Below are 15,764 nucleotides of genomic sequence, written 5' to 3'. Positions count from 1 at the left end.
TTTATTATGAATATTACCATTATCACGGCTTGCCCTAGTGGCGTAGCAAACAGCATCATCGCAGCAGGCTTGTTAGAGCAAGCAACAAAAGCACTGGGTTGGAACGCCGCTATTGAATGCCAATCAAGCGTGCTACCTGACTCAACCGTATCACAAGACACTATCGACAGCAGCGACGTTGTGGTTATCGCAGCTAACACAAACGTTGATAAAGCACGTTTTGTTGGTAAGAAAGTGTACCAAGCGGCTATCTCTGAATGCACTGCAGATGCAAAAGCATTTCTAGAGAAAGCGGTAGCAGAAGCAACAGTACTAGACGCTTCTCAAGTTGAGTCTACAGTGGAAGTGACTGGTACATCAGTAAACTCTTCTACAACGGCAAGCACAGGCAGCAAAAAGATCGTAGCGATTACGGCTTGCCCGACTGGCGTTGCACACACCTTTATGGCAGCTGAAGCGCTTGAAGCAGAAGGTAAACGCCTAGGTCACCAAATTAAAGTGGAAACTCGCGGCTCTGTAGGTGCGAAGAACCAACTGACAGACCAAGAAATCGCAGATGCTGACCTTGTTATCATCGCGGCAGACATCGATGTTCCTTTGGATCGTTTTAACGGCAAAGCGCTATACAAAACGACAACGGGTCCTGCGCTTAAGAAAACAAAGCAAGAGATGGAAAAAGCGTTCGCAGAAGCTAAACCATACCAACACACTGCTTCTTCAAATTCAGCACCTGCTGACGAGAAGAAAGGCGTGTACAAGCACCTAATGACAGGTGTATCGCACATGCTTCCTGTAGTTGTTGCGGGGGGTTTGATCATAGCTCTGTCTTTCGTATTCGGTATCGAAGCGTTTAAAGAAGAAGGCACACTAGCAGCAGCATTGATGACTATCGGTGGTGGTTCTGCATTCGCTCTAATGATTCCTGTTCTTGCTGGTTTCATTGCATTCTCAATTGCTGACCGTCCGGGTCTGGCTCCAGGTCTAATCGGCGGTATGCTGGCTAGCTCAACGGGCGCAGGTTTCCTAGGTGGTATCGCAGCAGGTTTCATTGCCGGTTACGCAGCGAAATTCATTGCCGACAAGGTTCAACTTCCACAATCCATGGAAGCCCTCAAGCCAATCCTGATCATTCCGTTTATCGCGAGTTTGTTCACTGGTTTGGTGATGGTTTACATCGTGGGTGGCCCTGTTTCTGGCGTGATGAGCGCAATGACGACTTTCCTAAACAACATGGGAACGTCTAATGCGATTCTTCTGGGTGTGATTCTAGGCGCAATGATGTGTTTCGACCTTGGTGGCCCTGTAAACAAAGCGGCGTACACATTCGGTGTTGGTCTACTAGCTTCGCAAACTTACGCACCAATGGCGGCTATCATGGCAGCAGGTATGGTTCCAGCTCTAGGTATGGGCCTTGCGACTTTCCTAGTGAAAGACAAGTTTGAAGCAGGCGAGCGTGAAGCAGGTAAAGCATCATTCGTTCTTGGCCTATGTTTCATCTCTGAAGGTGCAATCCCATTCGCAGCGAAAGATCCAATGCGTGTTATCCCAGCTTGTATGGCAGGTGGTGCACTAACTGGCGCACTATCAATGATGTTTGGCGCACAGCTAATGGCTCCACACGGCGGCTTGTTCGTACTACTGATTCCTGGTGCTATCTCTCCAGTGCTTATGTACCTAGTGGCGATTGCAGCAGGTACGGCAGTAACAGGCTTCGGTTACGCAGCTCTTAAAAAGATGAGCAGCGATAAAGTGACAGCAGAGGCTTAACCCCCCTACTCTGTTTAACGGCTAAACCCGATGGACGGAGGCTCTTGATTAAACAGTCCCTTGGTAAAACTGTTCCTTGGTAAAACAAAGGCTCCCATTTGAGGAGCCTTTTTAGTTTGTGAATTGTTCCGTTCTGAAAGAGGTAATAACAACACTTGTATGTTTGATTAACTAGTCAGCGTTTCTTCAAAGACACCCAGTTCACGACCAAGCCAAGTCGCACGTACTGTGTGATCTAGCTTTTCTTCACCACCGGTTACTGGGTGAATCAACACCGACATATCGCCACGTTCTTGTTCAAGCCATTCGATAATACCCGACTCTTTGTTCGCAAAATGGAGCTCAAACATTGGCATCTTATGTGGGCCAACCAAACGCTGTATTAATGGGAAAGTCTCTAACACATCCCTGCGTTCTGATAGAATTTTCTGACGCAGTGTTTCTGCCTGCTCTGCAAATCGCAGAGGGAAATAAATATGTGCGTGGTACATGACACCATCCTTTAGAATTATGATGCCGCAAGTTTATACCTAAACCGCCTTTAATAGCTAAATCTAAATAAGTGGACTTACTATGGAAAAATCCGTAGGACAAAAAACTAGAGTTTGAATTAACGTTATTCGCTAAAACAAACTCTAGAGATACTAGTGACGACTATCGTTTAAAAATTACTACGGGCGTAACGTTAAAACTCGATCAATATCTTCAGCTGAATGGCGCTCTGGAACTTGCTCCCAATCTTCGCCAAATGAGCGATTCACCACTCGACCTCGTTGGAAACCTTCACGCGCTTCAAGTTGCTTCGCCCAACGAACGACATTGATGTAAGACTCAACTTGTAGGAACTCAGCTGCATCATACAATTTGCCTAGTACAAGGTTGCCATACCAAGGCCAAATCGCGATATCAGCGATGCTAAGCTCCTCACCCGCAACAAATGTGTTATTTGCTAACTGTTTGTCTAACACGTCTAGTTGACGCTTAGCTTCCATCGCAAAACGGTTAATTGGGTACTCTTGCTTTTCATCAGCGTAAGCGTAGAAGTGACCAAAGCCCCCACCTAAGAATGGCGCTGAACCTTGTGCCCAAAACAACCAGTTAATGGTTTGTGTTCTTGCTGCCCCTTCTTTTGGTAAGAAGTGACCGAATTTTTCAGCTAAGTGCATCAAGATAGATGCCGATTCGAAAACATTAACATCTTCGTCACCAGACTTGTCGACAAGTGCTGGTATTTTCGAGTTTGGATTCACGCCAACAAAACCAGAAGAGAATTGATCAGAGTCACCAATGTTGATCAAGTAAGCATCATATTCAGCCTCTTTTACACCTGCTGCCAATAGCTCTTCAAGCATGATAGTGACTTTTTGACCGTTAGGTGTGCCAAGAGAATACAATTGTAAAGCATGTTCACCAACAGCGAGATCTTTATCAAACCGAGCTCCAGATTCAGGGCTATTGATGTTTGCCCACTTGTTACCACCAGCGGTATCGTTAACCCAAACTTTTGGCGGTGTGTATTGTTCTGACATGATATTTCCTTATTAATATAGGGTCTCACAATCTGATATTAGGTCACATACCCTTGGTTAAAACCCCTGAATACGATTTATTTTCAAACTGTTAAGCATGGCTTATTCCAGAAAGGCATAACCCGCTTTAAAAATTGGCTTGTGTAAAAGATAAGTACCTATTCAAACTTCAATCTAAATAGAGATTAATCCGTAGTACTATTTGGAATCGACATTTACAGACGACATGCCTACAGGTTTAAGAAAGCTGTGATAAAATTGGTGGATTACAATTGATAAGGATTTGGCAATGTCTTCTGATTACACAGGCTCGAGTGCAGCGTACGCTCGCCAAGAGAAAGGCTACCGCGAAAAAGCACTAAAACTGTACCCATGGGTTTGTGGTAAATGTGCACGTGAATTTGTTTACTCAAACTTGAGAGAGCTTACCGTTCACCACGTGGATCACGACCATACAAACAACCCTGAAGATGGCAGTAACTGGGAGCTATTGTGTCTATACTGTCACGATCATGAGCACTCAAAATACACTGACCATGAACGCTATGGTGTGGATGCAAAAGCAAGTTTAGATGATCATCAGTCAGCAACACATAATCCGTTTGCTGATCTCGCTAAGATGATGAAGAAGTAGCACAACTTTAAAGCTGTAGAAACTAAAAAGAATAACAATAAACCCCAGTATGTCAGCATACTGGGGTTTAATCTATCTGCCTTTAAATTGATAGCTAGACAGGATCAAAAAAGCCTTCCGAGGAAGGCTTTTTAAGAATCAAATCGAATTATGCTGTCGCTTGTTTGCGGGACTCTTCAACCTGCTTGGCGCGTTTTTTCAACGTTAACTTATCGCGGTATGCAAACCAAACGTAAGTAACAACCATTAAGAAAAACAGGTATGACAACGAGAAAATGAACGGTGATTGAATGATATCGTTCGAGATACCCCAAGAAACACCGATAACCGTCACTGCAATTTTCGCGAAGAAGCCACACATTAATAGCATCAAAGCCAACTGTGGGAAGCGTGTGCTGCGGAATGCAAGCCAGTAACAACTACCCACCGCTAACGCAGCGATGTAGAAGCCGAATAAGAAAGAGTGAATATGGTCAGCTGCCGCTAAACCACCAGAAATTGACATCAATAGAATTAAAAACAGTTTCATAATACTCGCCTCACCATAAGTTGGAAACGCATCCTTTCAAATTTGGAATCTTTGTTTGCGTACTATTTTCCCACTTTTTACGGACAACACAACCCCTCAAATCGAACAAAATGTAAGCAAAGGTGCTAACAATAACCAACTGTAACAACTGGTTAACATTTTGTTTTTAATAGAACTCCGTTACTCCTTGTCTCGTATGGATAAAGCTCCATTTTGATTTATTTTGTTACACAAAATTAACCTTAGAAAAAATTTTAAATAATTCGTAACTCTGTGATATCCGCACGGAATACGCGTCTATTTAGAGAGCATCATCGAAAAACGCCTAAAACAATAAGGCAACAGCACTAAAAAGAACAAAACAGAAAGGTGTTCAACACAATTTAAAAACCAATAAAAAACAACTCATTAACAAACTGAATTTAATTGACCAAAAATGGAAAAAGAGATTCCAATCACATTTTTATTGGTTATAATCCGCGCTCTTTTGCGCTATCTGTTGATAAACGCAAACTAATTTTGAAGAAACAATCACAATAACCCGTCTTTAGTTAAGTGGCTCTCACCTAACTGATGACAGAACTGAGAATAAAAATGAGCAAGATTGATAAAGCATCACGTATCCTGCTAGCAGGCTTCTGTATCAACCTTTGTCTTGGCATCCTGTATGCTTGGAGTGTATTTAACAAAGCGCTAGTGACAGAAGCTGGTTGGAGTGCTGCTGAAGCATCTTCACCTTACGCTATTGCAACTATCACATTCTCAGTTTGTCTTCTTGTTGCAGGCATCCTACAAGACCGCATGGGTCCACGTAAGATCCTTATTCTGGGTACAGCACTTACTGGCCTAGGTATGATTGCTTCTGGTTTCGCTACTACACCTATGATGCTGAATATGACATTTGGCGTGATGACAGGTGCTGGTATCGGCTTTGGTTACGCATGTCTTTCTCCATCAGCAATGAAGTGGTTCCACTCATCTAAGAAAGGTATGGTTAATGGTTTAATCGCAGCAGGCTTCGGTCTTGCCGCTATTTACCTGGCACCATTAACTTCTGCGCTAATCGATAGCATGGGTATCCAAACAAGCTTTATGATTCTTGGTGTTGGTGTACTTGCAATTGCAGTACCTCTAGCAGCAACAATCAACAACCCACCAGCGGATTACACGCCAGCTGAGCCTAAAGTAAAAGAAGGCCAAGCACCTAGAGCGGTTAAGAAGACTGAAGACCTGACTTGGAAAGTAATGCTGAAGACTCCTCAGTTCTACTCTCTATGGATCATGTACGCATTTGCTGCTTCTGTTGGTCTTATGATCATCGGTAACATCACTACGATTGCTAGCGTTCAAGCGAACCTACCAAACGCAGTTTACTTAGCGTCTATCCTTGCTGTATTTAACTCAGGCGGCCGTGTTGCTGCGGGTATGCTTGCAGATAAAATCGGTGGCGTACGTACTCTACTTCTAGCGTTCATCCTTCAAGGCGCGAACATGGCTCTATTCGCTACGTTCAACTCTGAATTCACGCTAATCATTGGTACGGCTATCGCAGCTGTTGGTTACGGTACGCTTCTAGCAGTATTCCCAACACTAACTGCTGAATTCTACGGCCTGAAAAACTACGGTACTAACTACGGCGTGCTTTACACGGCATGGGGTATCGGCGGTGCTATTGGCGCAGCGGTTGTTGGTTACTCAATGACAAATGGCGAAGGTTACGGCCTAGCTTACACAATCTCTGCAGCTATGATGGCAGTGTGTATTGTGCTAGCAATCATCACGAAGCCTATCTCAGAAGCTAAAGTTTCTGAACTAAAAGCATCTCAAGCTTAATCGTTAGAAAAGATTGAATTTGTTACAGAAGAGCTTAACCTTAAGGTTAGGCTCTTTTTGTATCAAGCGACTAACCCATTGACGATAGAAACCACTCCTCAGCTTTCCCCTACTTATTATCTCGACAACTTTAATCGACTGATTGAACACGCTCAAACTCTCTATCCCGATCTTCTGAGTGACGATGAATGCCGTTGGTTGTCTGAATACAAACGTCTTTCGGTTACAAGCCAGTGTCTAATGGTTCGTTTGCTTTCTCGCAAGGGCTGTTGGTTTAGAAGTGATAAGCTCGACTATGCTGAGATTCCAGATCTGAAAAGCGCCCTACAAGAGCTAAACGCATCGAGCTTCATTACGTTAAGTCACCCAACTGAACAACATAACCTCGTCATTAGTGATCTCGAATTAGGATTGCATCTACTTACTAAACCAGAGCTGTTCAGCGCATTTCCATCTCTTAAAAACAATAAGACAGCGAAGAAAGACGAACTCTTGGCGTTACTTGACCACCAACCTTTTGATCAGTTCCGAAACTTGTCGTTCGATTGTATTTACGTTGTCGAATCTGAAGTGATTGATGTATTGCTGCTGCTCTTCTTTGCCAATACTTATCAAGACCTAAGCCAATTCGTTCTGAGCGACCTTGGACTCAACAACTTCGAAAACTACCCATTAAGCAAACAGTGTCGTTTCTTCACCTCTAGAGAACAGCTCAATCAACTGATCCAAATGCACGATGTACAACGCTTGTATTTTGAGGGGGACCGTAAAGACAGTGAGTTTCTTGAGCAGCTTTTGCTGTCGATACCTACTGAATCGGATCACAGAAGTATTGCCAGAAAACGATCGCGTTTGATCAATGATATTGCTCGCGATCTAGAAAGATTGAACCTAAACGACCAAGCTGTCTTTTGGTTCAAGCAATCTATACTTCCTCCCAGCAGAGAACGACTTGCTCGCATCTATGACAAACAAGGTGAGCTAGACCTAATGTGTGACATTGTCACGGAAATGAAAAGTACGCCATCAGATGTATCAGAGCTAGAGGTCGCGGCTAAGCTTGAACATAGGTTATTCCGTATGCAAGGAAACAAAGTACAACGTAGCGCCAAACCAAGTTACGATCAGATAAAGCTGGAGCTAGATCTCAGTCAAATGCGAGTCGAGCTTGCGGTAAAGCAGCACTTTGAAAGCCAAGGATGGAATGTCTATTTCTCTGAGAACAGTTTTTTATGTGGCTTATTTGGTTTGGCTTTCTGGAATGTGATTTTTGCAGACGTAGATGGCGCCTTTATCAACCAATACCAACATCGGCCACTGGATCTGTACCATTCAGATTTCGTAGACAAGAGAGCCGAACAGGTTGAAGCCGTGTTTCAGGCTATATCCAAACATGGGCTAAACCATTTGCGCGACACTTACGATGAAAAACAAGGTATCGCTAATCCCTTTGTTCATTGGAATTATTTCACGAAGGCGCTCATCGAACACAGCTTGGCTTCGATTCCAAATGCCTTAGCTGTTGATCTCTTCAAAGTGATATTGAGTGATTTAAAACTGTTTCGAACTGGGATGCCGGATTTGATTGCGTTCAAAGACGAAGAGTTTCATTGGATTGAAGTCAAAGGGCCTGGAGATAAACTGCAAGACAACCAATGGCGATGGATTAAAGAATTCGAGCGTCTTGAATTGCCGTTCTCAGTTTGTTACGTCAATCAATAACCCGCTACATGCGTGTAATAGTGAGACCCGATTTCAGATAATAAGTGCGAGAGAGTTATTCGATCCTATCCGTATCTTGTCTATAAAATCGTTAGAACATGAGCATTTTCAATCGTTTTCGATATAATTAAAGAAAATGTCTAATATTAAATACGTATGAATTTGAAAAAACTCTTCATTTTAGCTTTTGTTAGCGTCTTCTCAGGTTGTGCTGTCTACGCGGGTTTAAACTTCGACGAGCTGTTTGGTAAACAACAAGTACGTGATCGCCAAGCCCCTATTCTCTCGGCTCAAGCCCAGCACTTCATTGACGAAGTGAAGCCCATCATTGATAACCGCTGTGTAGTTTGTCACGCGTGTTACGACGCTCCTTGCCAACTCAAAATGTCGTCTGTGGAAGGCATAGACCGAGGTGCGAGCAAAACACTCGTCTACCAAGGCACTCGTTTAACGGCCTCTGCTCCAACTCGTTTATTCGAAGACGCAATCACTACGCAAGAGTGGCGCGATGCAAGCTTCCACCCTGTGCTAAACGAACGTATGCAGAATTCAACCGCAAACCTCGATGCAGGTCTTGTCTCTCGAATGTTGATGCAGAAAGAAAACCACCCTCTCCCCGATCAAATGCAATTAGAAGGGTTCGATTTTTCAACCAATCGCGATCAACAGTGTCCGACTATTGAAGAATATGCTCAATACGAAAGAGATTACCCGACTTGGGGGATGCCTTATGGTATGCCTAACTTAGATAAAACGGAATATGCGACCTTAATGAGTTGGCTGGAAAATGGTGCACTGATGAATGACCATATTCCCCTCAATGACAGTGAACAAGCGTTGGTCGATACCTATGAAAACCTTTTTAATGAAAGTGACCTTAAGAGCCAACTTTCCGCTCGCTACATCTACGAGCACCTATTTTTATCACACCTGTATTTCTCTGACCTATCTCAGCCAACTCGCTTTTTTACGCTTGTCCGCTCTGCCACGCCTCCAGGCGAAGCCGTTCAACGCATTAGCACTCGTCGCCCTTACGACGATCCAAAAGTTGGACGTGTTTACTATCGACTAATACCCGAGCAAGGCACTATTGTCGACAAAACTCACATGCCTTTCGCATTGAATAAAGAACGTCTACAAAACTGGAAAACATGGTTTGTTGATGCGGATTACAAGGTAAAACAACTTCCTAGCTATGATATAGACGTGTCAGCTAACCCCATGACGTCTTTCGAAGCGATACCAGTGAACTCGCGCTTCCACTTCATGTTAGACAATGCGCAAAACACCATTATGGCCTTTATTAAAGGACCAGTGTGTCGTGGTCAACTCGCTCTCAACGTAATTAATGACCGCTTTTGGGTATTTTTTATCGATCCAGAGAAAGCCGATTTACCAGAAATAAATGCCTTCTACGCAAGTCAAAAGAAAAACTTAAAGCTACCTAGTGAGCTTACAAGCAACACAGTACCGGTAACGAATTGGGTAAGATACGCGAAGCAACAAGCACGATACCTCAATGCGAAATCAGACTTCACCAACCAATGGTTTGGGAGCGGTGTAAACTTAGATACAAGCATTATTTGGGACGGTAATGGTACTAACCGAAATGCAGCGCTGACCATCTTTAGACATTTTGATAGCGCCTCTGTTGTCCAAGGATTGGTCGGCCCGCAACCTAAAACAGCCTGGATTCTAGATTACGCCTTATTAGAGCGAATCCATTACCTCCTTGTTGCCGGTTTTGATGTTTACGGTAATTTTGGCCACCAACTAATTACACGCATGTTCATGGACTTCTTACGTTTAGAAGGTGAAAGTAACTTCTTAACTCTTCTTCCTAAAGACGTTCGACACATTGAGCATTCAAGCTGGTACAAAAACCAGAGCGTGCAATTAAGTGACTTCCTGCAACGTAACATCGCACCTTTCGAGCAGCCGACAAACGTGGTTTACAAAACAGCCGATCCTAAGCGTGAACTGCTCAACATGATTGAAGAAAAACTAGAACCTGTACTCGATAACCGATTCGACATCGTCGAGACAGGCTTTAGTAAAAAAAATGAAGCCTTATTGAGTCAAGTTAATTTGATTCGAGGGGAAGGCTTACGCCATGTACCTCAGCTCATCATGATCATGATTGAAGGCGAGAACGGTGAAGAACAGTTATTTACGCTCATTCACAATAACGCCCACAGCAACATCTCGAGCCTATTTGATGAAGAAGGTAACAGAGATTACGCCAATGATGATTTAACGTTAGTTAGAGGCGTTATAGGAAGCTATCCAGCCGCATATTTATCATTAACAGAAGAGCAAATACCCACTCTCGTATCGGTGTTGCAGAAGATAAATTCAGAAGAAGATTATGTAGCGCTACTTGATAAGTTTGCAGTACGACGCAGCTCTAGCGAGTTTTGGCCGTTCAGTGACCGCGTTCATCGTTGGTATAAGAAAGACCAACCAATTGAATTTGGCCTGTTGGACTACAACCGCTTTGAGAACCGTTAATCGAATTAAGATCAGCAAGCGAGTTAGCCTAGAACTTTAAATGGATAAAAACCCTCTGGGCACCTCACTCGGAGGGTTTTTCTATAAGCGAAGGTAAGTACCTTCAGTATGATTTAGAAACAAAGGAGTCCCTAGTTTGAGTCCGATGTTTCCAGTTGGTGTAACTCATCAAAAAACGCACGCGCGGCAGGGGAAAGGGAATCCACAGGCTGCTTTAGCACCACGTAAAACTGGCTCTTAAGGCTCCATTTCTCAGGCTGAAGTGGAATCAAAGCTTGGTCATAATGGCCACGGTCGATTAAGTGAGACGGTAAAAAACTCAAGTGTGTGCCAGCCAAGGTTAGAATCACCCCCGACTCGACATGCCAACCATCAAAAGGCTTTACAGAATCGTACTGCTCAATATTCAGTAATCGGAACATCTCACCTTTAGCATACCCCCCCATATTGATACGACAACCATCCAATGAGAAGTTCTTGTCCATGATCTTCTCAGCCAGATCTTTGCGCGCATACAGATAACTGTGCTCTTCAAACAATGGGTATTTATGTTGAAACGCTGATTTTTGATGTGACCCTAGAACCACTATCATCATATCAATCTGGTTCTTTGCTAACTTCTCATTCAACTGGGTGAAATCGCCGACATCAACACTCACCTCAACACTGTTACTGCGTTGGTAAAACGTCTCGATCGCTTTAGGAAGTGGGCTATAGGGCAAAGTGACGGTGTTATCCAAGCATCCAATTCGAACATGCCCAGAGAGTTCTGTCTGTACACCTCGTAACTTATAAGCGAAGTCGGTTAGGGTTAACTTTAGTTGGTTCGCATATTTATACACTTGCTCACCTTCATGAGTCAGCTTAAAACCCCTTCTTCCACGTTGGCATAATGTTAATTCTAAGCTTTTTTCCAAGGCAATAAGCTGATTACTCAGCACAGGCTGGCTAATCCCGGTGCTTGCGACCGCCTGATTGATGCCTCCTTGCTCAACAATTTCACAAAAAAGCTCTAATCTTCGCAGGTCTCTTTTATCTAACTTATTGTTTGAATTCACTTTGTCACTCACATTTGTTTTTTGTTATGTTTACATCTGATTATATTCATTTATTAACAATAAATACATCAGTATGCTTTATTCACACTTATGGAATAACAATGCATGGATGGCACTATGGCGGCAGAAGCTTACGTGAATAAACCCGAAGCAACACACAGCCACAAAAAGATAGACGACTTCGAATTGGAACCCGTTCCCGAGAAAGCCAAACGATCTTGGTGGGTTATCAGCCTTATTTGGTTGGCTATCGGCATCGATATTTCGGGATTGTTTCTCGGCTCGATTCTAAGCAGCGGGATTGGTTTTGAAGACGCACTGCTTGCCACGTTTATTGGTTCAGGCTTATTGGCGATCATCGCGATGCTGTGTGCCAACATTGGCTTTCAAGCTGGCGTGTCTACCCCGCTGGTGAGCAGCGCGGTGTTTGGTCGTAACGGCGGTAAAATTCTTGGCTTCATCAACGGCATCTCATTAGTCGGCTGGTTCGCATTCCAGGCTGATTTCTTCGCTTTCATCATGGTCGATGCACTGGCGAAATACGACATCATAATTTCACACCTCACCGCTCTTATTGGCGGCAGTGTATTAATGATGATGACGGCCATCTACGGTGTTCGTGCCCTAGGTAAACTCAGCACCTATTCAGTACCTTTAATGGTGACGCTGATTACCATCGGTTTGTTTATGGCCGCTGATTATCAAGGTGGCGCAGCGCCATCCATTGAAGATCCTTTGACGCTTGGCCAAGCTATCTCCTTTGTTATGTCTATCTGGATTCTAGCTGCGGTTGCTGCACCTGATATTGCTCGCTACGCCAAAACGCGTCGTGATGCGATTCTAGGAGCGGGTATCGGTTTCCTCGTCGGCAACAGTGCCATTATTCTTATCGCGTTGATCCTGACCAAAATGACAGGCACCGACGACCTAGTAGAAGTCTTCTTCACACTTGGTTTAGGTATGGCAGCTATCATCGTTCTGGTATTTGCTCAGTGGACCACCAACAGTAGCAACCTGACCTCTGGCGGCTTATGCATGTCGATGGTTCTACCGAAGATTCCGCGCCCTGTTCTGGTTGTGATCATGACCATCGTCGGTATTGGCATTGCTCAACTCGGCATGGTGAACAAGTTTACTGACTTCTTAATGCTCCTCAGCGTAACCATTGCGCCTGCGGCAGGTGTCTACATCGTTCAATATTATGTTTTAGATTCGACAAAAATGAGCTTTGAGAACATCCAACAAGTTCCAGCTTGGATGTTTAAAGGCTTGGCTTCTTGGGCATTTGGTACTGCATTCAGCGCTTGTACTGCGCCAGAGTTTTTCAACCTGTTTTCGTTAACCAGCATCTCAGCGTTAGACGGCATTCTTGCCGCTGGTGTGATTTACCTCGCCCTAATGAAGCTTTCTCCTTCAAGTGATAAGGAATAGTAGTTGTGATTATTACTGAACAAATGATTGATGATATCGCGCTTGGTGCGACGGTATTAGGTACTGGCGGCGGTGGTGACCCATACAGCGGAGCATTGATGGCGAAAGTAGCCATTGCAACAGCAAAGCACCCTGTACGCATGATCCCTCTAGAAGACGTACAAGACGATTGGATGACAGTGCCCTCTTCAATGATTGGCGCACCAACCGTCGCAGTAGAGAAACTCAATTCGAAAGATCAAATGTTGATTGCTTTCGAAGCGATGGAAAAAGCGCTCGGCACTGAAGTAGCGGCAACGTTTCCTATCGAAGTGGGCGGTTTTAATTCGCTGATTCCAATCCTTGTTGCAGCACAAAAGAACATCCCTGTAATTGACTGTGATGCAATGGGCCGTGCGTTCCCAGAAGCTCAGATGGTGACTTTCTTTCTTGATGGCCTCCCTTCTGCTCCGAACACATTGGCTGATGAGCGTGGTAATGTCGTCACACTTTATCCAATTGACGGGATTTGGTCTGAAAAGTTCGCGCGACCAATTACTGAACAAATGGGCGGCTCTGCGGCAATGTGCGATTACCCAATGAACGGTAAGAACCTAAAACGTAGCGCACTGCCTGCAACACTGACCCAAGCAATGAAGATTGGTGAAGCGATTAGATTGGCGAACGACAACAATCAGAGTGGCACACAGGCCGTACTAAACATTGTTGGTGGCCATACCATCATCAGTGGCAAGATTGTTGATATTCAACGTGAAACCGATGGTGGCTTTGCAACTGGCGGTGTCGTGATTGAAAAGCTGGCTCAGTTTGAAGATACCGGCATCGATAACGTATTTGTACAGTTCCAAAACGAATTACTTCTCGCGCACAAAGGCACAAGCCGCGCAGACATGAACCAAGATAACCTGCTGGCATCAACACCAGATCTTATTTCGATCTTGGATCATGAAACCGGAAAGCCAATCACAACAGAACAACTTCGTTACGGGCAGCGCATTGACCTTATCGCCTACCCTTGCGACCCAAAATGGCGCACTGACAAAGGCATCGAAGTCGCGGGCCCGGGTTACTTTGGCTACACCGTCGAGTATCAAACCATTGAACAACTAAAGTCTGCATTGAAGAGGTAGTAGCATGACAAACATTACGCTTGATTACTGCCGCCTTGGCATTGACGTAGGTGGTACCAATACCGACGGTGTGCTGCTCGACGCAGACTTGAATGTGATTGCCAAAGTAAAAACCGCAACCACACATGATATTTCAACAGGGATCGACAACGCGATTTCTGCGCTATTAAACCAAGCAAACATTGATGGTCAGCAAGTGAAACACGCGATGCTTGGCACCACTCAATGCACCAACGCAATTGTTGAACGAAAAGGTTTAGACAGAGTCGGCATGATTCGCTTAGCGCTTCCAAGTGGTGATAGCGTCCCGCCACTTTGTGGTTGGAGTAAAGCGTGGCAAAACTTGCTTGGTGAACACTTCTACCAAGCGCACGGCGGCTATGAATACGACGGCCAGTTGATCGCTAACATTCAAGAGTCTGAGATCCGCGAGCTTTGTCAGAAAATGAAAGGCCATGTGGATTCCATTGCTATCTGCGGGGTGTTCTCTCCCGTCAACGGCGACCAAGAGCTTCGAGCAGCAGAGTGGATTCAGCAAGAACTTCCGGGCGTGAACCTATCGCTTTCCCATAAAGTAGGCAGCTTAGGGCTTCTAGAACGTGAGAACGCGACTATCCTCAACGCGGCTCTGCAAGGCACAGCAAAACGATTCGTTGACGGTTTTTGCAGTGCACTCATCAATCATGAAATCCACACCACGCCTTATTTCGGTCAGAACGATGGAACATTAATGTCGCAACAGTTCGCGTTGATGTACCCGATTCTCACCGTGGCTTGTGGCCCAACAAACTCGATTCGTGGTGCGAGCCATCTAACCAAGCTTAAAGACGCGATTGTAGTCGATGTAGGCGGCACAACGTCGGATATTGGTGTGCTTACTCACGGCTACCCAAGAGAATCGAGCCTCGCGGTAGAAATTGGTGAAGTCAGAACCAACTTCCGTATGCCTGATATTTTGGCATTAGCGATTGGTGGTGGTACCAAGGTTCGCTTTGAACAACAGCGTATAGAGCTTGGCCCAGAAAGTGTTGGCCATACCTTAACGCAGGCCGCTCGTAGCTTTGGCGGTGATGAACTTACGCTAACCGATATTGCACTCAAAACAGGTCAAATGCAGTGGCAGGCAGAGCATCAATTGAGTGATGAGATTGGTATATCGAGCGAACAAGCCAGTCAGGTATACCAACAAATGGTCACGGATGTTGAAGAAGGAATCGATAAAATGAAGACGTCAGCTGCGAGCGTCCCCGTGATCATGGTTGGCGGCGGCAGTGCCCTATTCCCAGATCATTTTGAAGGTGCAAGCCAAGTGGTTCGACCAGATCACTTTGAAGTAGCGAATGCCATTGGTGTTGCGCTGGGTGAAATATCTGGTCAGTTCGATAAGATCGTTCCGATTGAGCCCGCTTCTCGAGAGGAAACCTTAAAAGGCTTGGAAGAACAATCAAAGCAACTGGCGATTGAAGCTGGCGCTTGCAGCGATAATGTCGCGATCATTGAACGCAGCGAGATTCCATTAAGCTACCTACAAGGCAATATGGTTCACATCAAAATAAAAGCTGCAGGACATATCAAGACGGCTTAGAGCCGTTTTTAAAATGTCTAATTTAAAGTCTTTTT

Annotated in this window: 12 protein-coding genes; 8 read left to right on the top strand and 4 right to left on the bottom strand. The window is 44.7% G+C overall.

Translation table 11 applies throughout. The features are described from left to right. The first annotated feature begins 6 nt into the window (after positions 1 to 6). Positions 7 to 1,767 (top strand): PTS fructose transporter subunit IIBC, encoded by a 1,761-nt coding sequence (gene fruA / locus OCW38_RS16900; RefSeq protein ID WP_016769188.1) that lies wholly within the window; start codon positions 7 to 9, stop codon positions 1,765 to 1,767. Between the two features lie 167 nt (positions 1,768 to 1,934). Here fruA and OCW38_RS16895 read toward each other — a convergent pair whose 3' ends face one another. Beyond that, on the bottom strand, positions 1,935 to 2,258 hold the full coding sequence (locus OCW38_RS16895; RefSeq protein ID WP_010428978.1) for a DOPA 4,5-dioxygenase family protein: 324 nt from the start codon (positions 2,256 to 2,258) through the stop codon (positions 1,935 to 1,937). Between the two features lie 180 nt (positions 2,259 to 2,438). Beyond that, the gene (gene yghU / locus OCW38_RS16890; RefSeq protein WP_261896335.1) at positions 2,439 to 3,296 is read right to left on the bottom strand and encodes a glutathione-dependent disulfide-bond oxidoreductase; all 858 of its coding nucleotides are present in this window, start codon (positions 3,294 to 3,296) and stop codon (positions 2,439 to 2,441) included. A 289-nt stretch (positions 3,297 to 3,585) separates the two neighbouring features. Here yghU and OCW38_RS16885 point away from each other — a divergent pair, with 289 nt between their 5' ends. Then, entirely contained in the window at positions 3,586 to 3,930 is a 345-nt protein-coding gene (locus tag OCW38_RS16885) for a YajD family HNH nuclease (RefSeq protein WP_010428973.1), read from the top strand. A 148-nt stretch (positions 3,931 to 4,078) separates the two neighbouring features. Here OCW38_RS16885 and OCW38_RS16880 read toward each other — a convergent pair whose 3' ends face one another. Beyond that, positions 4,079 to 4,459, bottom strand: coding sequence for a hypothetical protein (locus OCW38_RS16880; protein ID WP_010428971.1), 381 nt, complete (start codon positions 4,457 to 4,459; stop codon positions 4,079 to 4,081). A gap of 594 nt (positions 4,460 to 5,053) precedes the next feature. Between OCW38_RS16880 and OCW38_RS16875 the strand changes: the two genes are divergently transcribed. The 3 genes from OCW38_RS16875 to OCW38_RS16865 all read left to right on the top strand — a co-directional run bounded on the left by OCW38_RS16875 (position 5,054) and on the right by OCW38_RS16865 (position 10,525). After that, on the top strand, positions 5,054 to 6,292 hold the full coding sequence (locus OCW38_RS16875; RefSeq protein ID WP_010428970.1) for an L-lactate MFS transporter: 1,239 nt from the start codon (positions 5,054 to 5,056) through the stop codon (positions 6,290 to 6,292). Positions 6,293 to 6,349: 57 nt separating this feature from the next. Further along, complete coding sequence (locus tag OCW38_RS16870) at positions 6,350 to 8,014, top strand: VRR-NUC domain-containing protein (protein WP_016769187.1); 1,665 nt, start codon at positions 6,350 to 6,352, stop codon at positions 8,012 to 8,014. A gap of 156 nt (positions 8,015 to 8,170) precedes the next feature. Further along, the gene (locus tag OCW38_RS16865) at positions 8,171 to 10,525 is read left to right on the top strand and encodes a fatty acid cis/trans isomerase (protein WP_016769186.1); all 2,355 of its coding nucleotides are present in this window, start codon (positions 8,171 to 8,173) and stop codon (positions 10,523 to 10,525) included. A gap of 131 nt (positions 10,526 to 10,656) precedes the next feature. Here the strand turns inward: OCW38_RS16865 and OCW38_RS16860 are convergent, their stop codons facing one another. Then, positions 10,657 to 11,595, bottom strand: a complete 939-nt coding sequence (locus OCW38_RS16860) for a LysR family transcriptional regulator (protein WP_261896334.1) — start codon at positions 11,593 to 11,595, stop codon at positions 10,657 to 10,659. A 93-nt stretch (positions 11,596 to 11,688) separates the two neighbouring features. Between OCW38_RS16860 and OCW38_RS16855 the strand changes: the two genes are divergently transcribed. Genes OCW38_RS16855 through OCW38_RS16845 form a run of 3 tightly spaced genes read left to right on the top strand, consistent with a single transcriptional unit; the run spans position 11,689 to position 15,729 of the window. Beyond that, positions 11,689 to 13,014, top strand: coding sequence for a cytosine permease (locus tag OCW38_RS16855; RefSeq protein ID WP_065099813.1), 1,326 nt, complete (start codon positions 11,689 to 11,691; stop codon positions 13,012 to 13,014). Between the two features lie 5 nt (positions 13,015 to 13,019). After that, positions 13,020 to 14,144, top strand: a complete 1,125-nt coding sequence (locus OCW38_RS16850) for a DUF917 domain-containing protein (protein WP_016792342.1) — start codon at positions 13,020 to 13,022, stop codon at positions 14,142 to 14,144. Between the two features lie 4 nt (positions 14,145 to 14,148). Further along, a complete protein-coding gene (locus OCW38_RS16845) occupies positions 14,149 to 15,729 on the top strand; it encodes a hydantoinase/oxoprolinase family protein (protein WP_261896332.1) in 1,581 nt (526 codons plus the stop codon). Positions 15,730 to 15,764 lie beyond the last annotated feature (35 nt).

Origin of the sequence: Vibrio cyclitrophicus (assembly GCF_024347435.1) — a bacterium.
GTDB classification, from domain to species: domain Bacteria; phylum Pseudomonadota; class Gammaproteobacteria; order Enterobacterales; family Vibrionaceae; genus Vibrio; species Vibrio cyclitrophicus.
This window is presented reverse-complemented; position numbering and strand designations above follow the sequence as displayed.